Source organism: Niastella soli (assembly GCF_017742245.1).
Taxonomy (GTDB): Bacteria; Bacteroidota; Bacteroidia; order Chitinophagales; family Chitinophagaceae; genus Niastella; species Niastella soli.
Window position 1 is genome coordinate 618324 of sequence record NZ_JAGHKO010000011.1, and the last position, 20748, is coordinate 639071.

Sequence of the window (20748 nt, forward strand, 5' to 3'; positions counted from 1 at the left end):
TTTTCATGAAGGTTAACAGGATCCCGGAATTCATTTTCCGGCTACTGTTGACCTTTCTCTATTTAGTGTCGGTTTGGTTATTGACGTTTCTGCGCAAAGAGCCAATCCCATAAACCGGGTGTTGTGGTGACTTTATACCAGATATTATGGCCTTCGTCCGGGAACTCAGAATAGATGGGATGACCGCCTGCTTTTTCCAGGGCAGTTATCATATTCTGTGCGCTACTAACCGGAACGTTTTTGTCCTTTTTGCCGTGGAAAGCCCATACGGCGACGGTGGCAGCATTCGAAGCAAGTGCAGGATCGCCCCCGCCGCAAACCGGGATGGCAGCGGCAAATAGGTCTGGACGCCTGCAAATGAAATTCCATGCCCCGTATCCACCTCTTGAGATACCGGTTACATAACGCCTGTTTACATCTATTCCAAACTGTTTATCTAAAGAACTGATGGCATCAAACACCAGTGAATCTACTGAGGGATAATTGGGTAAGCCGCCCCAGCCACTTCCAGGTGGGCAGTGCGGAATAAAAATAAATGCAGGGTACTTTCTTCTGTTGCTATCAATGGACAACAATTCTGCTGCGGCAGCCCCTTCAATTTGTCTTAGGGTATCAGTAGGCGGCTGACCGCCATACGGCAGGGATACCACTAAAGGATAGTTTTTTGAAGGATCGTAATGGAGTGGTTTTATTAATCGGTACAACAGGGTTTCTCCCTTACTGTTTACGAAGGTCCTGAATTCAGATCGCTGTGCCAGCTCTTTTGTTCTTTCAAAGTTTTTGTTTGCCCAATATAGGGAAGAGTAACATTCGGAAGATAGCATTATACCAGAGATGAGCATAACCAGTAAACTTATTGCTCCTGTAGAATACCACACGTTTTTCGAAAGGTTGTGTATAGGGGAGGGGCGCGTTGTTAACTTTCTATGCTCCTTTAAAAAATGGATTATAAAAAATACAGGAACAAGGCTATTGGCCAATGAGATCCATTCAGCGATCTTTTCTAAATTGAAGTTGTACCGAAAACTGTTTGTGGTTAGTGATCGGATAACTGTGATCAAAAGGAATAGTCCTATGGCTAACATATAAACTCCGGCCAGCCTTAGCCAGTAATTACTTTTTGTTTTAAGGGATAGTAAACAGGCTGCATACACGACGTTGGCGCTCAAGGACAGGATCAGCATGGGCAGATTTAAATTGCCCGGTTTTTGAAACTCCAGTATTATAAAAATTACCATTGCATACAAGAACGTTGAAGTAACGGAAACTATCCCTGCGGCTAATGCAAGCCGATACCGCTGGTGGTAAAAATATTTTAGGATAAGCGTTGATCCAATGAACGTTATGATGTTCGTCACCAACAACCAGTCACTAAATGGCTCGAGCGTAAGCATTTGAGGGCCAACCAGGAAACGGATGGTGCTTTGCAGTAATCCTGACAAAGCAGTAAGGGCGGAAAAAAATATTAATATGGTATAATGCCACTTCCTCATAATGAGCTAAATCTAAAAAAAAATGAACAGAATAACTAATATTCGGTTATCCATTTCAGATGAAGATTTATCTTAAAAAATAGGGAGTGCCGTAGTGTTTTCAGACTGAATACAGTAAAAGCAAATTCGACTCCCTTTACGAGCACCTGGTAACCCTGTTCGTTTAAAATGCTCGCTCCCTTCTGATCTTGTGCCTATGGCGTCATTAGAAGCTGATTTTGCCCTTGTTTTGTCTTTGGTGGTAATTGTCTTGATTATGCAGTAGAAACCCTTGTAAGGCAAATTATCGGGTGAAGACTACCGATAGGGGTATAGAACCATACCATGACGGGCAGGAATAGTCATTGATCCTGGTCGAATTCTCTCCAGATTCTCTCCAGATCCTCTCCAGATCCTCTCCAGATATATCTAAAATAGGCTATTTACCCGGTCAGAATTGCATAGGAATTGCATAAGAATTGCATAAGAATTGCATAGACTATGCTATTCTGATGCCATTCTGGTGGCAGTTTGGTGGGATATGTAGTATATATTCGCCCTTATTTCATTGGATCTGCACCGGGTCTGCCTTGGAGCATGTTCGGGTCACGTTCGGGATTCCCAAAGAAAGCCCCCTGTTTCCCCAGGGAAGACCCGAAGAGATCCCGAACAAATAGGAGTTATAGCGCTATTAAATAGTTGTATTTCAATTTTATATAGCTCTAGAGAGATCGTGTGTGTATTATAGTTGGCTGTTAGTCAATATGTACCCCGGTTTTCTCAGTCCCATTTTTGAAGGTTGCCTGTTAAGGATAAGCGAAGTATTATTTTCCAGGGCGTAATTTTATTGTCGATAGTACCAGCAGTAGTGATCCGGCGAGTAATCCTATCGCTGCAAACCACAACAGCCATTTGTAAACAGCATGAGCTGTGCCTAACAGCAGGCCAATACCCTGCACCAGTAAAATAGTTTCTTGTAAAAGAACCGCGGAAGTAAAGATCGATAGTGAAAATCGAACAAAATAGTTTTGAACGTTTATGGCGCCTGCCATGATATAATTGGAGAGAATATAAAATGTAGCCAATCCCAAAAATACAAGGTGTAAGAAGCCGATAATGATAGGGCGCAATCCGAAAACAGCATTGCCCAGGCCTGGGATGACCGTGCCAATTTGTAAGATTGATTTAATAATAAATGAGACTAATACCAAAAAACAAAGTGTTCTGGCCAGCGTTGAGTTGTAAACCCGTTTAAGCGGGAATGAACTGCCCATCCGGAAAAAAAAGATCAAAGACGCAATGATCAGTGCCGCACCGGTTTTTGCAAGGATACTTATTATGGCACTATTGGAATGCCACAGTAATGCGAGAAAAAAAGAAGGGATAACACTTGCAAGTAGTAAGCTGGTAAACCACTTCGTGGCTTTTGGAACAATATTTCCCTTTACGGTATTGTAAGCCGCATGAAAAAGCAACGCAAAAACAGCCAATGTAAAAAAGCCATTATATTGAAAATGCAGGTAAAAGAAATTGGAATCTTTATATAATAAAACATTCTTATTGCCTGAAGCAAGCAGATAAGTGAAAGTAAATGGGCCGGCGGATGAAATTACCAGGCATATAATGGCGCCCAGCGCAAGATAATTGGCAGGTCCCTTTGGGTTTACTGATAACAGGTCTTTTATAAAACAGCCGCTGTATCCGTAGGTGAAAAATATAAAAAAGGTGGAAAAAAGCTCCGCAATTACTCCATTCCCCAGGAAAAAGAATGAGAATAACATGCCAAAGGAAGTAATGAGCAACCCCCATAGCATACGTTGATACCACGATCGCTGTTGAAATGGCGGCGGCAACAGGGTATAGGTCAGCAGGTTTAACAAAGCTATAGTGACCCAGCCGCCCAAGGCAAAATGTGAATGAGCGCCCAATAAAAAGTCGTAATTAATAACCGGTAACGGAAATAATATTTTGCTCCGGAGTAAAAATCCCAGTATCGCTACAAGGCTTAGGCTGACCAGTGAAATGTTTATCCAAAATCTTTTGTTGCTCATTGCTCGCAGGTATAATTTCTTTCCGTTGTTTTTTACCCATAAATTAAATGCAAAGATCTTGATGTTTTTATATTCTTTTAATGACTATGGTCATATAGCGAAATGACGTTCTTTTATTCAAATAAACTTATCAGGTCTTTGTTATTTGAATCTTTTGCCAGCCTGCTTCCCATTGTCCAGATTTCCGACTCCCACTTTTTCCACTCAGCAGAATTGGGGTTATTAACGTGAATGAATGTGTCGATATTCGATGCAAGTATTCGTATCTTATAACTCACGCCGTCCAATGCAATGCCTTTGTTAGCGTCAAACAGGTTTAAATTGAAATGCCTGATCATTTCATGGGAGGTGTCAGTCGAACTTTCAGTATATAAACTTTCTATTCCGTTGTTATTCGAAATATAGGCGCCCTGGATAATTTCTTCTTTGTTGGCGTATTCACGGAATTTGTTTTCGTTAAACCTGATCCCAAAAACACCGCCCCAGCCAACAAATGAACGTGACACCTGAACGATCCAGCTATACGCTATTGACTTTTCGTTCTCGCGCCAGCCATTTTTGTCTCTGATCACCTGGATACCACTGCTAAGTTCTGTTAACCCGAGATTTGCTGCAAGCGATCTTTCCAGCTTTTGAAAGTATTCAATGCTATTGTAGTAAATGTCAGGATTGTCTGATTCTTGTCTCATGCTGACTTTTTAGTAATAGTAAAGAATCGGTATTATACGTTTCTTTTGGCAGAAAACAATATTTGTAAATTGTTATTTCAGAGTTTTTAGCGATCAGCTTAGTGCAGTATCGTTAGATTCAAAATATACAGGTTGCTTATTTTTTTGTAATTTTATTCTTCCAATATCTGTTACCGGGAAAGGGAAGTGTCAGCGTGAGGTGGGGAAAATGATTACGAAATACCTGAAAGTAATAATTACTCAATAAATAAATTTTAGAATCCTTGGAAAGCTACAAAGATAAATTACTAGAAGCGATGTTTCCGCTGGTGGACGATCTTCTTGAGAAATATGGCGAATTTTTTCCGCTGGGCGCTGCAATACTACGAGATGACGGCATAGCCAGTTTGGCTACTTATGATGGTGATGAAAGACCAAAGTCTGATGCTGTAATTGCCGATTTAAAAGAAGCCATCAAGGCAGGGTTTAAAAAACGTGAATACAAAGCTGCAGTGATTTTTTACGATATTTACGTTACACATCCCGAGACAAATATTAAGTCAGCTGCTGTGGCAATAAATTATGAAAGTGTAGGGGAGAACTCAGGATTCATATTCTTCTTCCCATATAAATTCAGTGAGGATAAAGAATTGTCTTATGATCCTGGCTGGTATGATGAAGTTCCCAAAGAATTATTTATAGAATTTAGCTAAGTAGGATGCTGCCCCGGTAAACGGGGCAGTTTTTTTATCGGTATGTGGTTTTCTGATTGGAAGATCTTCAATTATGGGGCGACAGATTATAGCCATGGCGGCTGTAGATCCGGGGCCAGCCAGTTTTTTCTGGCTTCTTTACTCATTAATAATTCCCGGGTGTAATATTTAAGCGGAAAATCTTTCCTTAAAAAATCCTGTTGCCAAAGCCCGTTCAGTTTGCTGTCAAAATCTTTGGCTGCATCCGTTTGCACGATATAGTTAATAATATGCCTGGTGTAAAACAGGGTGATCGTTTCGTGATAGCCTGAGTGATCGGTGTTTTCTCCACCAATACTAATGTTGAATTTCTTTATTCCTTCTTTGATTGAGTCAATTGCCTGTGGTAATGGCTGCCGGCAACAATACCAAAGCGCCATTACAAAATGCGCTTCGTGCGTCCATTTTTCTTTTGGTAATCGGCCAATTTCAAATTGATGGACCAATTCTTTTGCTTCCGTGGTTGTCATCTTAAAAGTTTTTTGTGTTGACCTCTTCTTTATAGGTGTTGAGGATGATGGTGGTATTGGTACGGGTGATCGCTTTTATAGATTTTATCTTTTTTACCAGCAGTTCTTCCAGGGCCAATGTGTCTTTTACGAGAACTTTCAACAGCAGATCATGATCGCCAGCGGTATGGTGGCATTCGAGCACTTCGTTTAAGGCAATAAGGTTCTCTTTTACCGATCCGGTTTTGGTATGATCGATCCAAACCTGGATAAACGCCAGCAATTGCAGATTTACTTGTTGCCGGTTTACTTTTATCGTGTACTTTTCTATATACCCCGATCTGTCAAGCTTGCGTAATCTTTCTGTTACCGCAGGCAGTGATAGGTTTATTTTTCGAGCTATGTCCGCACCGGTAATGCGGGCATTTTCTACGAGCAACTGCAGTATTCTGCTGTCATAGCGATCCATCATTGTTCATTATTTATCCCGAAAGTAATCTTTGTCTTTATATTATAATGTAAATGTTGTAAAATGACAGCAACTATTAAGGAAAACTGATAAGATACTTTACAATAGATTGAAATAGTATTGTTTTGTTCCCAATGCCAGCATTAATAAGGAGGCATTTTCGGCGCGGGCTGTTTCATTGCGTCGATGCTGTTGTATGTAACCGGCGATCTATCGTGTTTTTAATGTTTTGCCATTTACTGAAGATCACTGTACTGAATGTGCGCCATTTTCCGGGATGCCTCATTGTTGAAGTAGTAGCCATGCAAAGTGTTTATAACCGATAGTGGCGAAATGACATACAGCTGAAAATTGCGGTTGTGATCAAAGGTTGGAATGATGTAGGAATTAAGTTGGCCTTGTGCAATCGTTTGCGTTAAATTTCGTTACAGATAGTTAAAAAATATCATAAATCAGCAGTTGCTCCGTTTATGTACGCTGAAACCGAAACGTGAAATTGATCTGAAGAATTTTTTACCTTAACCCTACCCGAATTAAGGTGACTGCTTATACCCAATACACCGACGTCCATCTGTTAGAGTTGCTGGCGCAAGGCGACCGTGTCGCTTTTGACGCAATTTACGATCGTTACTGGCAAGTAATGTATCAGCCCGCCTATAAACGTCTCCGTAATAAAACTCAGTGCCAGGAAATTATCCAGGATGTGTTTATCGATCTCTGGCTAAGAAGAGGGCAGGTGGAGATCAATAATATAAAGGCCTATCTTTTAACCGCAGTTCGTTTTCAAATCTATAAAGCAGTACCGAAGGAAAAAGCAAGCCCGACGTTTTTCGAGCTGCATGAAGCCGCACATGTTTCATTTTCTGGTGCAGAAACTAATCTTATTGAAAAGGAATTCATGCGGTTTGTAAAGTCCTGGATAAATGTGTTGCCCGAAAAAAGAAGAAGAATGTTTTTGATGCATATCGAAGACAATCTATCTACAAAGGAAATTGCAAATCGTTTAAGGGTTTCACAAAAAACGGTGCAAAATCAGGTGGGTACTGCCATGCAGGGATTACGTGTGCACATTGCTGGTTTTTTTTCACGTTCTTAATAATAGAGATCTTCTTCTTTTTTGTCCAATAATATTATCGATTACTATAAGTGTTATACATTAGTTGTTAAAAAATCTTAATTTTTGTTTGGGAGTTTTTCCTGTTTCCGGTACTTATAAGTAAAGGAATGTAAATGATTGCTGTCAATACCATAAAGACATTGAATTGTCTCCAACAAAATCTTCTCCTGCGCATAGAAGAAGAACATACCGTGGTGTTGTAGAGTGACCGTCTGTTCATGCCTTGTTAATCCTGAAAACAACTGTTTACCTCTTTAAACCCTTAAAATACTTCCCGACATGATCACACTGACTTCCGGTTAATTACCAAATCAAATAACGAAAACAAACATTTCGACTGGCTATCAGGATAGACTCACATAGCCAAGAGGGATTTTTTTGCACTTTATAACCCTAACGTTAACCTGGGAAATGAGCGCTGCAAAAGAAATGCAATCGCCATGTCTCAACAATCTTGAAAAATCTATGTTCCTGAAAAATCCTTGCCTTATGTCTTCATGCCGAAAGGTGTTGAAGGCGAACGGGCTCGTATCCAGAACAACCATGCTACTGGCGTTCAGTGTTGTATGCTTGCTTGCTGTTTGTTTGCCAGTGCATGCCAACGTACCGATATTTGAAGATGTTCGCGGTGTGGTTCAAAATTCTATTACCAAAGAACCTTTGGCCGGCGTTACTATTTCTGTTAAGGGGGCATTGAATAGCACCCGCACCAATTCAAAAGGAGAATTTATTGTAAGGGGCATTGAGGCAGGTGTTGTGTTGGTCTTCACTTATGTTGGATTTGAAGAGCACGAAGTAAAAGTTATGGATCCCTCTCAACCCCTTACCATCATGATGGAAGTGGCGCAGCAAGGTATGGATAATGTAGTAGTGGTTGGTTATGGAAGTGTTAAGAAACGTGATCTTACGGGTTCCGTTGCCCGTTTATCAATAGATGATCTGCAGAAGGCGCCTGTACGGGCTTTTGATGAAGCCCTGGCCGGCCGCATTTCGGGCGTAATGGTGTCTTCTACCGAAGGCCAGCCCGGTTCGCCCACTACTATCGTCATCCGCGGGAATAACTCAATTACCCAGGATAACTCGCCTTTGTATGTAATTGATGGATTTCCCATTGAAACGCCGGATAATAATATTCTTAATCCAAACGACATTGAATCGATCGACGTATTGAAAGATGCGTCAGCGACCGCCATTTACGGGGCCAGGGGCGCTAATGGTGTTATTATTGTGACTACTAAAAAAGGTAAAGATGGACCGCCGGTAGTAAGGTATAATAGCTATTATGGCGTGCAGAAGAATTTAAAGACAATTCCGGTAATGAACCCTTATGAGTTCGTTAAGCTGCAACAGGAAGTGCCTAACGTTAACGACCTCGACGCTACTTACCTGGCAAATGGTGTAACGCTCGATGATTATAAAAGTGTAAGTGGTATCGACTGGCAGAAACGTTTGTATCGTCAGGCTCCCATGCAGGATCACAGCGTGTCTGTTACCGGCGGTGCGGCTAAAACAAAATACAGTATGTCTGGTGAAGTATTTGACCAGGATGGTATTGTGGTAAATTCATCTTTCAAGCGTTACCAGGCCAAGCTCAGTCTCGATCAAACGGTGAATGATAAATTGAAAACAGGGGGCTATGTTTTATTTACAAATACAAAGCGGTACGGCAACATCCCTTCGTCGATGTCAAGCTCCTCAATGAATAACCTGTTGTACAGTACATGGGGGTACCGGCCCGTTTCACCAATTAACTCGGTAAAGCCATTCAATCCGTATTATGATGAGACTTTGTATGATGATATGGTTAACCCAACCACCGATTACCGGTTAAATCCGATCATTATAGCCGAAAATGAATACCGGTTAAAAAATGTAAATAATCTTATTGCCAATGCCTATGTTGAATACAGCGTTTTAAAGAATTTAAAGTTACGGGTGACAGGGGGGCTTAATAAAACCATGCAGCGTAACGATGAATTCAATAATTCACGCACCCGTTCGGGTAATCCAGGCAGCCTGTATGGAATGAATGGTTCTGTGATGTATAATGAAATCAATAACTGGTTGAACGAAAATACCCTTACTTATAATGGATTCATCGGTAATGATCATAAAATAAACGCAGTGGGCGGCATTACCCTGCAGGGTAACCGTTATCAGTCATATGGATCAATGTCGAACCAATTACCTTATGAAGAGCTGGGTCTGGCCGGTTTGGGATTCGGGGAACCACAACCTGTTTACCCGGAGTTGGCAAAATGGTCATTGGTTTCGGGGCTGGCAAGGGTTAATTATTCTTTTAAAGAGCGTTATTTATTGACTGTTTCTTTCCGTGCCGATGGAAGCTCAAAGTTCAGGGAAAATAGTAAATGGAGTTATTTCCCATCGGGTGCGTTTGCCTGGCGGATAGGCGCCGAGCCATTCATGCAAAGATTAACGTTCCTGTCTGATGCGAAAGTACGCGCCAGTTGGGGTATTACGGGTAATAACCGAGTGCCCGAATACGGAACTTATGCTAAGGTCGACTTCCCGATCAACAACTATTACTCATTTAACAATGTATACGGCCAGGGCGCCATACTGGCGGAAATGGCAAACCCTGATCTCAAATGGGAGAATACTGCGCAAACTGACGTAGGGTTGGATGTTGGATTGTTGCATCACCGGGTGCAGTTTACTGTTGATTATTATAAGAAGATAACGAAGAACCTGTTATTGGATGCCGGTCTTCCGCCAACAACTGGTTATCCTTCGGTGTACAGGAACATCGGGAAAACCAGCAATGAGGGTATAGAGCTGAGCCTTTCTTCCATCAATATTGATCGTAATGATTTCAAATGGCGTACGGCGTTCAATATTTCTTTTAATAGAAGTAAAACACTTGCATTGGCGCAAAACCAGGAAAGCATGACCTCTTCATTGGCCTGGGACCAATGGTATGCATCGATACCGCTGTATATAACCAAACTGGGTATGCCCTTAGGTCAGATCTACGGTTTTATCTGGGATGGCGTTTATCAGTATGATGATTTTGACAAATTAGCCAATGATACTTATGTATTAAAGGATGGCGTGCCTGCCAACGGCAACGCCCGTAATAAAATTCAACCCGGCGATATCAAATACAGGGATATGAATGGGGATGGTGACGTAGACGATTATGATCGTACCATAATCGGTCATGGTTTCCCGGTGCATATAGGTGGTTTTACGAACAACTTCAGCTATAGAAATTTCGACCTGAATGTCTTCTTTCAATGGTCGTATGGTAACGACATAGTAAATGCCAACCGCCTGATCTTTGAGACCGGGAATAAATCGTATTTGAACCAATATGCCAGTTTTAAATCACGCTGGACGCCTGAAAATACCAATACAACCATGCCCAGGGCCGGTGGTCAGGTTGGATATGCTTACTCAACCCGCATTATTGAAGACGGTTCATACTTACGTTTGAAAACCGTACAGCTTGGTTACACGTTGCCGGAAAGTATCATGAAAAATAGCAAAATAAAAAGCTGCCGGTTTTATCTGGCTACCCAGAACCTGTATACCTGGACTAAATACAGCGGGAACGACCCCGAGGTGTCTGTCGGTTATTCCGCGCTTACTCCGGGGTTCGATTATTCGGCTTATCCAAGAGCCAGGACTGTTACACTCGGTGTGAATTTATCATTATAAAAATAATCACGCTACCTAACTACCAATACTTATGAAACGAAGATTTCTTTTTCTGGCTTCGCTGATTGCGATGATTGCAGCGGGCAGTTGTAAAAAATTTCTGGAAGAGAGTCCTACATTCCTGGTAAGGGATAATTACTATTTAAACGACCAGGAGGTTACTGCTGCCTTAAATGGTGTTTACGATATTTTGTCGCAGGAGACAATGTGGGGCGGCCAGATCCCTATTCGGCATAATGCTACCACCGATGAATCCTATTTTTCGTATCAGACTTTTCCAACGGGACCATTCCGTAATAACCATGACCCCTCGGATACCTACGTAACAACGCTTTGGAGAAATCTGTACACCGGTATTGAGCGGGCGAATACGCTGCTGTCGAAGATCGATAGTACAAACATGGACGATAATAGAAGATCGATCGTGAAAGGGGAAGCACTTTTTTTACGTGGCTTTTATTATTTTACCCTGGTCCAGTATTTCGGCGATGTTCCTTTAAAACTTACGCATTCTGAATCGATCGATGAACTTGATATTGAAAGAACGCCTGTTAAACAGGTGTATGAGCAGATCATTTCAGATATGAAGGAGGCGGAGTCGAGGGTTCAGCCAGCTGCTGTTATTAAAAATAGCGGGGAAATATCCAGGTCAGCAGTTCGTGGTATTCTCGCCAGAGTGTATCTGACTATGGCAGGAGCGCCCTTGCATGATACGGAGAAATTCAAAGATGCACTTGAATATGCAAAGAAGATAAAAGAATCAGGCGATCATGTGTTGAATCCCGTTTATAAAACGATATTCATTAACGAATGCCAGGATATTGAGGACTATAAAGAGTGTATCTGGGAAGCCGAATGTAAAGGCGCCAACGAGGATGAATTTCGTGAGGGCGGCCGGATCGGTAATGAGAATGGCGTGTTATGCCGTGCCAACAGCTTCTCGGTCGTTGGTTATGCTTATGGCTTTAACAGTACCACGTACAAACTCTTCAATTTGTTTAACCCGCTTGATGTGCGGCGCGATTGGGCAATATCCACATATACCATGGATACTGCCGGCGTGAAAAAGTCAATTGCGGCCACCAATATTTACGGACGTAACTGTGCCAAATGGCGTCGCGAATATGAGCTGGTATCCCCTAAAAACAAGAATTATACGCCTACTAATTTTCCCATGTTGCGTTATGCAGATGTACTACTGATGCATGCTGAGGCTGAAAATGAAGTAAATGGAGCTACCCCTGTTGCACTCGGATCGCTGAACCTGGTTCGCAACAGAGCCGGTTTGCCCGATACAACTATCGCAGACCAGGACGGTTTACGGCTCGAAATACGCAATGAAAGAGCCCGTGAACTTTGTTTTGAGGGTTTGCGCCGTCACGATCTGATCCGTTGGGGAATCTATGTTCAGACTATGCAAGATGCTGCAGATGAGATCGTGACCATGAAGGGACCGGCTTATGCAGCAATCAATGCATCGAATGTAAGCCAACGCCACTTGTTATATCCTATTCCGCAAGTGGAAATGTCGTTAAACAAAAAAATGATCCAAAACCCGTATTGGTAATGGTAAGGTCAATTAAATAAAAAAACAACATGCGAAAATTATATATTATAGCAATATTTTTTTTGGTTGGCGCAGCCTGTACCAAAAAGGATGTAGGCAGCCCCAACTTTTCGGTTGCTGCCAATAAAGAATCCTATACCACTGCCGATACTGTTTTTTTCGCTTTAAGCGGAACACCCTGGTATCTTACATTTTACTCTGGCGAACCCTATCATAAATACGAGAACCGATTACGGGTTACAGCTGATGGAATACCCACATTTCAATTTGGTTCTACTGTAACAACAGGCACCCAGGCAAATACGCTTCGTTTGCTGGTGTCTTCTGATTTTAATGGCACATACGATTCCGCAAATATTTACCAGGCTACCTGGTCAGATATCACGGACAAAGCAAAACTGGCAACCGGTTCCGCCACTGTATCATCAGGTGTTATTGACCTTACTCCGTTTATTAATGAGGAACACCCTGTATATATCGCCTTTAAATATATCGGCAATGCCGGCTCCGCCCAAAGGAACTGGACTTTAAAAACATTGACGTTGAATAACGTATTACCAGATAGTACCAGTTATAATCTGCTGGATATTTCAGAATCTACTGCTGGTTTCAAATCAGTGGCCATGAAAAATACAGCCGTTAAATGGACCGTTTCAACTTCTCAACTGAATTTTAAAGGCGGAACCACCACTACCAGCCCTGAAGCGGAAGGCTGGGTCATCTCCAAACCGCTTAACTTAAAAAAGGTAGTGCCTGACTACGGCGTTCCCTTAAAGAACATGACAACTATTATGGATGCTTACTATTACATTTATACAGCCCCCGGCAGTTATACGGCCACGTTCGTAGCATCGAACGCCAGCCGGTACGACAGTAAAGACGGCGTGTATGAAGTGCCTGTAACAATCCAGTAATTCACCAAATATGTCCTGTCACAACCGTAGTGGCATTGTATCTGAAAACCCCATTATTTTAACAAACACGTACGCAATGAAAAAGAACATGTTGGTTTCCCTTTCGCTATCGTTATTATTAGCAACCGCATGCACCAGGCAATTGAATGATTCTCCTGTTATCGACCATCTGAATGAGAATGCATCGGAACATGCTGCAGCTGCTCTGGAAGACGCCGGCTCGAAAATTATCATCGCCGCTGACCAATTGAACGAGCGGCTGGTTATGATCGACCTGAACCACGACAATAAAGAAACGTGGGAATGGAAAGCTGCTGAAGATCCAAACGTATTGCCCGAACACGCAAAATGGTTTATTAATCTTGATGAATGTAAACCGGTATTTGATGGCAAATATCTTATAACTACTGCATCTGGCGGTGGAGTTGGTTTGATCCATATTGCCTCCAGAAAAGCTGTTTGGTATGGCTTTGCAGGTGGTAATACCCACTCGGCAGAAGTGCTGCCCGACGGTAACATGGTGGCTGCTTCTACAACCGGTAACTATCTTACGCTGTTCGTTACTGATCCGGAAGATACCACACATCGTACTATTAAATACGATTTCCCTGATGTACACAATTGCACATGGGATAAAACACGTGAACTGTTGTGGTGTGCTGGTAAAAACAAGATCAGGGCTTACAAGTACAACAACGATCGCAAGAATCCGGCGCTCACTTTGTTCAAAACAGTTAACATGCCCCAGGGCAATGCGCATGATCTGTTCCCGGTTTATGGATCTACCGACGAACTGTGGTTGAGCAACTCCAGTCACATTTACAGATACAACATCACCAGGAACAAATTTACTGAGTTTAAAACATCAACTGGCGCTACTATTGCAAGTGTAAAATCAATTCAGGCTGGCCCTGAAGGGTATGTGACATTTATGGACCAGGCAAATGGTATCGGCGGTGAAAGCTGGAGAACCGATCGTCTTACAGATTTTGATGGCAATATTGTTTATCAAAACGATAGTGTTGGTATCTACAAAGCACGTTACTTCCTGACGAACTCGTTCAGCTATCCCGATAAACACAAATTCCAACAAGTATTTAATGGCAATGGTGGCGGAAATGATGATGATGCTCAGGATCAAACTGCAAGCATCGAGGAAAATGACAGCCATGTAAAATAGGTTTTTATTCAATAGCAGTGTTTAAGATCAGGCGGCCCCGTATCATCCGGGGTCGCATCTTTTTATATTCAGGGCCGATCTATGCGGTTTTGCATCAGTGGCTTTCGGGGGCCGTGTATATTAATTTCGATTGTCAGTATTAACCTGTTTTTTTTCTGTAAAGTATTGAATAATTAGCTTTACATTTATCCAGCTCAAAGAAACAGTCAATTGTTTTTCAAATCCCGGTTAATGGGAATATGATAGGCGAAGCCATTTCCGATGTCCAACTCTCCTGCTGTGATAAGAGCCACAGCAAAAGCGATAGGAGCTTTATATAATACAATCTTTACAAATTATTTACTTATGAAACAAAGAAGCAGTTGCTTCCGGGCCGCGCTCGGTGTACTGTTTTGCGCATTCCTGTTTTCTGCCTGTGCCAGTACGAAAAATGTTGTTTATCTGAAGGATGCCAAGGATTCGGAAATTGGTATTAATGACAATCTGGAGCCTGTTATTCAAAGAAATGACCTGCTTAGCATGACGGTTACCAGTCCCAATGCCACTGCAACCCAACTCTTTAATACAACTGTAACGGTATCTACAAATGTGGTAGGTTACACCAGCACCCAGGCCTCTGGTTACCTGGTTGATCAGGATGGCTATATTGACATTCCTATGCTTGGCCGGATGAAAGCAGCTGGATTGACCAAAAAGGAGTTGAAAGAAAAAATAACGAGCAGCCTCGTTGATAATAAATTACTCATGGATCCGGTGGTCAGCGTCAGGTACCTGAATTTTAAAGTAACGGTGCTGGGAGAAGTTGCCCGCCCCATGGTGATCAATGTGCCTGATGAAAAAATAAATATCCTGGAAGCATTGGGGTTTGCCGGGGACATGACGATCTATGCAAAAAGAGATAATGTAGTACTGGTCAGAGAGGAGGGCGGAAAACGGATAACGAAACGCCTTAATCTGAATTCAGATGAGGTGTTGCGATCGCCTTATTATTACCTCAAAACAAATGACATCATCTACGTAGAGCCCACTAAGGCCAAGGTAAATTATTCAGGCAATACCAAAACCTGGCTGCCTGCCCTTCTTGCCGGACTGTCTGCAGCAGTGGTTATTATAGATTATGTGACAAGGTAACGGGACGTATATGCTGGTTAGTTGTCATTTTTTGTTGGTTCATAATAAAGCGTTACCACGCCATTGCTAAAAGTTTTGGTTCTTACAAGTGTAAGATCAATTTTATTGTTGATGCTTTTAAATAACGGTAATCCGCTTCCTATTATGACCGGGTGAACACTGAGTTGGAACTCATCAATTAAATTAAGGTTCATTGACTCCACAATTAAACTGGGACTGCCAACTAAAACATTTTTACCTGGTTGTTGTTTGAGTGATAATAACTCTTCTTTTATACCTCTATTTGCCAGTCTTGAATTTCTCCAGGTTACATTTTGCAAGGTGCGGGAAAAGACAATCTTGGAAAGGTTGTCTATTGTTATTGCAAATTCATCCATCGATTTATTGCCAGTAGGATTTTTTACTACAGTGGGCCAATATTCCATAAGCTGGTATGTTATCCTTCCAAATAAAATGGTGTCTGCGCTATTTAATAACTCCGTATAATGTTGGTGTGTTTCATCATCTGCAATTCCTGCAGTATGATCGCAAAATCCATCCAGTGTTACGTTGATCGCTGCAATTATTTTTCTCATAGCTGTCGTTAATTATCTATAAATGAAATTTGATTCATCCAGCAGTGTATCATAGGATAACTTTTTTCATAAAAGCATACAGTTTAGGTTAGTGTATCTCTTTGTCAATATGAGAGGTGAGTTTTGTATCTCTTACAACTGCATATACTATAAGAGAGATAAGGATACATCCCGTCACATACCAGTAAAACAGCGGCTCATTGCCTGTCTTCTTGAAGTATAAGGCAATATATTCAGCGGTGCCCCCAAAGATCGCCACGGTAAGTGCATAAGGCAATCCTACTCCCAGCGCCCTTACCTCAGCTGGAAACAGTTCTGCCTTAACAACCGCATTGATGGAAGTATATCCGCTTATGATGATCAGCGCGGCTAATATCAGAAAAAAAGCACTCCACTCAGTAGTCGTATGGCTGATCGCTGTAAGAATAGGCACGGTGAATAAAGTTCCCAGGATACCAAAACCCAATAGGAGTGGTTTGCGGCCTATTTTATCGCTTAACATACCGAACAATGGTTGTATACATGCGTAGATCAGCATTAACCAGAAGGTTAGCTGTGTAGAACGTTCTTTGCTGAGGTGTACCGTATTTACCAGGAATTTCTGCATGTAGGTAGTATAGGTATAAAAGGCCAGCGTTCCACCCATGGTAAGACCTACCACAGTCAGCACCGCACGCGGATGTTCTTTTAATAACGTGATAACGGATCCGCGTTTTACATCTTTTTTCTCCACCACAATTGTCTCCTGCATATGCCGGCGAATAATAAGCGCAAATAAGGAAAGTACTGCGCCAATAACAAAAGGGATGCGCCAGCCCCAGTCGTGTAACTGTTCAGGGGTCAGGAAAACCTTTTGCAGCAACATTTGTACACCCAGTGCAATAAGCTGACCACCTATAAGGGTAACGTACTGAAAGCTGGAATAGAAACCACGTTTTCCCGCCGTAGAAATCTCACTTAAATAAGTGGCGGAAGTACCATATTCTCCGCCCACGCTAAGGCCTTGTAATAACCGGGCAGTGAGCAGGATAATAGGAGAGAGGGCGCCGGCAGCTGCAAAGGAAGGTGCCAGTGCTATCATAAGACTTCCGGCCGACATCAGCAAAACAGAAAGCGTCATTGCCGTTTTACGTCCGGCCCGGTCTGCAATACTACCAAATAACCAGCCACCGATTGGCCGCATAAGAAAACCTACCGCGAAAATGGCTGCTGTATCCAGCAGTTGAGCGGTGGGGTTGCTTTTGGGGAAAAATACAGGTGCGAAGTATAAGGCAAAGGCCGCATAAGCGTACCAGTCATACCATTCCACCAGGTTACCAATGGAGCCTGTTAAGATGGCTTTCAGCCGTTTTGCCGTATCGCGTTTTTTAACATTTGTGGTGTTCATACTGGGTAGTAGGCAGGGATTTATGGAATGACAATAAAAGCATTTATATTGAGTCTAGTAATTGCATGGCCAGTTCTTTCTTTTTTTCATTTTCCATTTCAATGATCACGGATGGTGCAGCGGCGCGTTCTTTGCAATCCATAATGCCACATCTTTCACAGGTTGTATGGACCATGTAAGCCGGGATAGCGGGGTCCTTCACAAAAGGCATGGTGTACTGCAATTTTTGATCTATTAACAAGCCTATGGTCACACTGACTGCATCCGTTTCTTCTTTAACGGCAGGTTTAGCAATAGATATACACAAGTATTTATTGTGTGTTTGCCAGTACTCCGAAATTTGCGCTTCTATGATAGGGGCCCGGTATTTCTTATTTTTTACGAGTTCTGCTACCCGTTTTATGGATTTGATAGAGACCCAGCGGTGGCAATAATGTTCATGCAATGCGTTGGCATATGGGTTGTGTAATTGCGATAAATGCAATTCCTTGGTCATCTCAAAACGGTTCTCCTCTTTATTGCCATTCATTCTTAAGAAAAATAGATTTTCGATCCCAAAATGCTTCGGCAGGATGTTCGTTAACCGTTGCATCATCATCTCGGGTGTTACATTATAAAAAGCTATCAGGTCTGCCCATGATTTTGGGCTCCATTTTGACTGCGTTATGATCCTTTTAATATCCTCTGTAAAATGTTCTTCAGGCATTAGCAGGGCTACTGCGAAATAAGATGCTTTGAAATTATTCAGCATGGTATCAAAGGAAGAACTATGGTTATTTACCGTATCATAGGGTCTGTCGGTAAGCGTTTGAAACTGGAATCCCAATTCCCTTGCTATTAAAAAAAGTTCCTGGGCTTTACTTAATCCTTTATTCAGGAATAACGTTTTTGTTTTTAAAGAATAATATGACCGAAGAGTAGTCAATGCCTCCATACTTCCCATCTTCTTTTTATTGATCCTGATCCCAAAACGCAGCAGGATCGTTGTGAGCCGGTCTTCTTCCACTGGGATCATTTCTTCCAGATCATACTGGGCCCTGAATTGTTGCACCGCCTCTTCTATCTCTTCGAAATAGTTATCCCGCAAATGCTGGTATGATCTCAGTGCCGCTTTGTAAAAGCTTTCTTTTGACAGCTGGTAGCTTCTCGAGATCTGTAACAGGGTACTGATAAAGGCCGTGACCTTATCGGGGGTATTGGAAAAAAGATCGAGCAGGGCGGCTGGGGTTAAGCCGAAATGTTCCCAGGGAATGGCATTGATAAAATCTGAATTGATCAGGTCAATGATCGGCTGCAGTTTTTTACTGGCGCGTAATGAAACAAGATAATCATAATCTACACCCAGGGTTTTTGCCAACATAATGATCTTGTCAGACTTTGGGAATTTTTTACCTGTTTCTATATCATGCACATAGGAGAGTGATAATCCGGTTTTATCGGCTAACTGCTGGTACGACAATCCTTTTTCCTGCCGCAGCGATCTTACTTTCAGGCCAAAGATGAGGCGAATGCTTTCATTTTCTGAGATCATATGGCAAAATAAGCCAAAAACTAAAAACTGTCGAAAATAAATTTATTAGCGAAAATTTCGCTTTCAAGATATTTTTCTATATTAGTATAAAATTAGGCGTATGAGAAAACCTTCAACACCATCCCCCCGCGATGTAAATACAGCCTGGCATATTAAGGCACCTCTGCCTGCAGCTTACAAGGACATACTTACTGATGATGCGTTACTCTTTTTAGTTGAATTACAACGGCGTTTTAACCAGGCCAGGAAAATTTTATTAATGGAAAGAACAACCATTCAGCACCAAATTAACCATGGCTGGAAACCTCATTTTCTGCCAGAAACGGCAGCCATTAGGAAAACTGACTGGACCATCGCCCCGGTGCCTGCCGATCTGCTGGACAGAAGGGTTGAGATAACAGGCCCGGTAGAAAGAAAAATGATCATTAATGCCTTAAACTCTGGTGCCAGTATATTTATGGCGGACTTTGAAGACAGTAATACGCCCACCTGGGACAATACCCTACAGGGGCAGATCAATCTGAAAGACGCCATTAATGGGGCCATTAGTTATGTTAATGATAACGGGAAGGAATACCGGTTACAGGAAAAGGTAGCCACACTGATGGTACGTCCCAGGGGCTGGCATCTGGAAGAAAAACATCTTCTCATTGATGGAGAACCCGCCAGTGCCAGCCTGATCGATTTTGGGCTGTACTTTTATCACAATGCAAGGACCCTGGTCAAAAATGGAACAGGCCCTTACTTCTACTTACCCAAGTTAGAGAGTTTCAAAGAAGCAAGGCTATGGAACAATGTGTTTGTGTTTGCCCAGGAGTATTGCGGAATTCCCCAGGGAACGATCAAGGCCACGGTACTGGTAGAGACCATCCTGGCTGTTTTTCAGCTTCATGAAATATTATGGGAACTGAAAGATCATTCTGCCGGCATGAATTGCGGCAGATGGGATTATATTTTCTCTTATATTAAAAAATTCCGGAACAGGCCTGGTCATGTTTTTCCCGACCGTTCACAGGTAACCATGGCAGTGCCGTTTATGCGGATGTATATTCAGCTGGTAATACAATCCTGTCACCAAAGACAGGCGCATGCAATTGGTGGCATGGCTGCTCAAATACCAGTCAGGAATGATAATGCTGCCAACGAAATAGCCTTTGAAAAAGTAAAGGCCGATAAATTACGGGAAGTCAAAGATGGGCACGATGGTACCTGGGTAGCGCATCCGGGTTTGGTGCCTGTTGTCCTGGAAATATTTAATGACCACATGCCCGCTGCCAACCAGTTACATCGCAAACGGGAAGATTTTAGCTGCACGGAAGCTGACTTGTTACAGGTCCCGGAAGGTTACATAACTGAAGAGGGAGTACGTACCAATATTTCCATTGGTATACTTTACATGGAAAGCTGGCTGCGTGGCAATGGGGCCGCTGCAATAAATAATTGCATGGAAGATGCGGCAACCGCAGAAATATCAAGAACACAACTTTGGCAATGGTTACGCGGTAATGTCACGCTTGCTGACGGACGAATATTTAACCTGGCATTATATGAAGATTGGCGTGACGAAGAAATTGAAAAAATAAAACAGGTAGTTGGGTCATTGCAATATCAGCAAGGGCAATTTGTGCAGGCAATCTGTTTATTCAACAAACAGGTGGTGAATGATGAATTTGAAGAATTTCTCACTTTATCGGCATATGAGTCCATTCTTTCAAATGGTGAAAGCACTGCCAGCCAGGAACAGCCATACAGGGCGGCTGGCGAGCTGCAAAAGAAACCTGCAGCATAAAAGATATAGGGTAAC

Annotated in this window: 16 protein-coding genes; 8 read left to right on the forward strand and 8 right to left on the reverse strand. The window is 42.3% G+C overall.

Annotated features, from left to right (window positions below; all coding sequences use genetic code 11):
* Positions 1 to 77: 77 nt before the first annotated feature.
* From J7I42_RS28370 to J7I42_RS28380, 3 genes are all read right to left on the reverse strand, one after another.
* Entirely contained in the window at positions 78 to 1493 is a 1416-nt protein-coding gene (locus J7I42_RS28370) for a carboxylesterase family protein (RefSeq protein ID WP_209142596.1), read from the reverse strand.
* An 803-nt stretch (positions 1494 to 2296) separates the two neighbouring features.
* The gene (locus J7I42_RS28375) at positions 2297 to 3523 is read right to left on the reverse strand and encodes a hypothetical protein (RefSeq protein WP_209142598.1); all 1227 of its coding nucleotides are present in this window, start codon (positions 3521 to 3523) and stop codon (positions 2297 to 2299) included.
* 113 nt (positions 3524 to 3636) lie between these two features.
* The gene (locus J7I42_RS28380) at positions 3637 to 4212 is read right to left on the reverse strand and encodes a hypothetical protein (RefSeq protein WP_209142600.1); all 576 of its coding nucleotides are present in this window, start codon (positions 4210 to 4212) and stop codon (positions 3637 to 3639) included.
* 263 nt (positions 4213 to 4475) lie between these two features.
* Between J7I42_RS28380 and J7I42_RS28385 the strand changes: the two genes are divergently transcribed.
* Positions 4476 to 4904: a hypothetical protein gene (locus tag J7I42_RS28385; RefSeq protein WP_209142602.1), complete on the forward strand. Its 429-nt coding sequence runs from the start codon at positions 4476 to 4478 to the stop codon at positions 4902 to 4904.
* 86 nt (positions 4905 to 4990) lie between these two features.
* On the opposite strand, the gene J7I42_RS28390 is transcribed toward J7I42_RS28385, so the two are convergent.
* Positions 4991 to 5413 (reverse strand): hypothetical protein, encoded by a 423-nt coding sequence (locus J7I42_RS28390; RefSeq protein WP_209142604.1) that lies wholly within the window; start codon positions 5411 to 5413, stop codon positions 4991 to 4993.
* A 1-nt stretch (position 5414) separates the two neighbouring features.
* Positions 5415 to 5864: an Lrp/AsnC family transcriptional regulator gene (locus J7I42_RS28395; RefSeq protein ID WP_209142606.1), complete on the reverse strand. Its 450-nt coding sequence runs from the start codon at positions 5862 to 5864 to the stop codon at positions 5415 to 5417.
* 535 nt (positions 5865 to 6399) lie between these two features.
* On the opposite strand from J7I42_RS28395, the gene J7I42_RS28400 reads away from it, so the two are divergent.
* The 6 genes from J7I42_RS28400 to J7I42_RS28425 all read left to right on the forward strand — a co-directional run bounded on the left by J7I42_RS28400 (position 6400) and on the right by J7I42_RS28425 (position 15451).
* A complete protein-coding gene (locus J7I42_RS28400; protein ID WP_209142608.1) occupies positions 6400 to 6957 on the forward strand; it encodes an RNA polymerase sigma factor in 558 nt (185 codons plus the stop codon).
* 510 nt (positions 6958 to 7467) lie between these two features.
* Positions 7468 to 10659, forward strand: coding sequence for a SusC/RagA family TonB-linked outer membrane protein (locus J7I42_RS28405; protein ID WP_209142610.1), 3192 nt, complete (start codon positions 7468 to 7470; stop codon positions 10657 to 10659).
* 31 nt (positions 10660 to 10690) lie between these two features.
* Positions 10691 to 12226, forward strand: coding sequence for a RagB/SusD family nutrient uptake outer membrane protein (locus J7I42_RS28410; RefSeq protein WP_209142612.1), 1536 nt, complete (start codon positions 10691 to 10693; stop codon positions 12224 to 12226).
* Between the two features lie 29 nt (positions 12227 to 12255).
* Positions 12256 to 13140: a DUF5017 domain-containing protein gene (locus tag J7I42_RS28415; protein WP_209142614.1), complete on the forward strand. Its 885-nt coding sequence runs from the start codon at positions 12256 to 12258 to the stop codon at positions 13138 to 13140.
* 76 nt (positions 13141 to 13216) lie between these two features.
* The gene (locus J7I42_RS28420; protein ID WP_209142616.1) at positions 13217 to 14320 is read left to right on the forward strand and encodes a DUF6528 family protein; all 1104 of its coding nucleotides are present in this window, start codon (positions 13217 to 13219) and stop codon (positions 14318 to 14320) included.
* 345 nt (positions 14321 to 14665) lie between these two features.
* Positions 14666 to 15451, forward strand: coding sequence for a polysaccharide biosynthesis/export family protein (locus J7I42_RS28425; protein WP_209142618.1), 786 nt, complete (start codon positions 14666 to 14668; stop codon positions 15449 to 15451).
* Positions 15452 to 15468: 17 nt separating this feature from the next.
* Here J7I42_RS28425 and J7I42_RS28430 read toward each other — a convergent pair whose 3' ends face one another.
* The 3 genes from J7I42_RS28430 to J7I42_RS28440 all read right to left on the reverse strand — a co-directional run bounded on the left by J7I42_RS28430 (position 15469) and on the right by J7I42_RS28440 (position 18944).
* Positions 15469 to 16026 (reverse strand): dihydrofolate reductase family protein, encoded by a 558-nt coding sequence (locus tag J7I42_RS28430; RefSeq protein WP_209142620.1) that lies wholly within the window; start codon positions 16024 to 16026, stop codon positions 15469 to 15471.
* A gap of 88 nt (positions 16027 to 16114) precedes the next feature.
* Positions 16115 to 17413, reverse strand: a complete 1299-nt coding sequence (locus tag J7I42_RS28435) for an MFS transporter (RefSeq protein ID WP_209142622.1) — start codon at positions 17411 to 17413, stop codon at positions 16115 to 16117.
* Between the two features lie 43 nt (positions 17414 to 17456).
* Positions 17457 to 18944: a helix-turn-helix domain-containing protein gene (locus tag J7I42_RS28440; RefSeq protein ID WP_209142624.1), complete on the reverse strand. Its 1488-nt coding sequence runs from the start codon at positions 18942 to 18944 to the stop codon at positions 17457 to 17459.
* Positions 18945 to 19044: 100 nt separating this feature from the next.
* Between J7I42_RS28440 and aceB the strand changes: the two genes are divergently transcribed.
* The gene (gene aceB / locus J7I42_RS28445; RefSeq protein WP_209142626.1) at positions 19045 to 20733 is read left to right on the forward strand and encodes a malate synthase A; all 1689 of its coding nucleotides are present in this window, start codon (positions 19045 to 19047) and stop codon (positions 20731 to 20733) included.
* Positions 20734 to 20748: the final 15 nt, after the last annotated feature.

Coding starts and splice junctions, on each gene's coding strand:
- J7I42_RS28370 (WP_209142596.1), bottom strand. CDS start 1,493: ATGAGGAAGTGGCATTATACCATATTAATATTTTTTTCCGCCCTTACT.
- J7I42_RS28375 (WP_209142598.1), bottom strand. CDS start 3,523: ATGAGCAACAAAAGATTTTGGATAAACATTTCACTGGTCAGCCTAAGC.
- J7I42_RS28380 (WP_209142600.1), bottom strand. CDS start 4,212: ATGAGACAAGAATCAGACAATCCTGACATTTACTACAATAGCATTGAA.
- J7I42_RS28390 (WP_209142604.1), bottom strand. CDS start 5,413: ATGACAACCACGGAAGCAAAAGAATTGGTCCATCAATTTGAAATTGGC.
- J7I42_RS28395 (WP_209142606.1), bottom strand. CDS start 5,864: ATGATGGATCGCTATGACAGCAGAATACTGCAGTTGCTCGTAGAAAAT.
- J7I42_RS28405 (WP_209142610.1), top strand. CDS start 7,468: ATGTCTTCATGCCGAAAGGTGTTGAAGGCGAACGGGCTCGTATCCAGA.
- J7I42_RS28410 (WP_209142612.1), top strand. CDS start 10,691: ATGAAACGAAGATTTCTTTTTCTGGCTTCGCTGATTGCGATGATTGCA.
- J7I42_RS28415 (WP_209142614.1), top strand. CDS start 12,256: ATGCGAAAATTATATATTATAGCAATATTTTTTTTGGTTGGCGCAGCC.
- J7I42_RS28420 (WP_209142616.1), top strand. CDS start 13,217: ATGAAAAAGAACATGTTGGTTTCCCTTTCGCTATCGTTATTATTAGCA.
- J7I42_RS28425 (WP_209142618.1), top strand. CDS start 14,666: ATGAAACAAAGAAGCAGTTGCTTCCGGGCCGCGCTCGGTGTACTGTTT.
- J7I42_RS28430 (WP_209142620.1), bottom strand. CDS start 16,026: ATGAGAAAAATAATTGCAGCGATCAACGTAACACTGGATGGATTTTGC.
- J7I42_RS28435 (WP_209142622.1), bottom strand. CDS start 17,413: ATGAACACCACAAATGTTAAAAAACGCGATACGGCAAAACGGCTGAAA.
- J7I42_RS28440 (WP_209142624.1), bottom strand. CDS start 18,944: ATGATCTCAGAAAATGAAAGCATTCGCCTCATCTTTGGCCTGAAAGTA.
- aceB (WP_209142626.1), top strand. CDS start 19,045: ATGAGAAAACCTTCAACACCATCCCCCCGCGATGTAAATACAGCCTGG.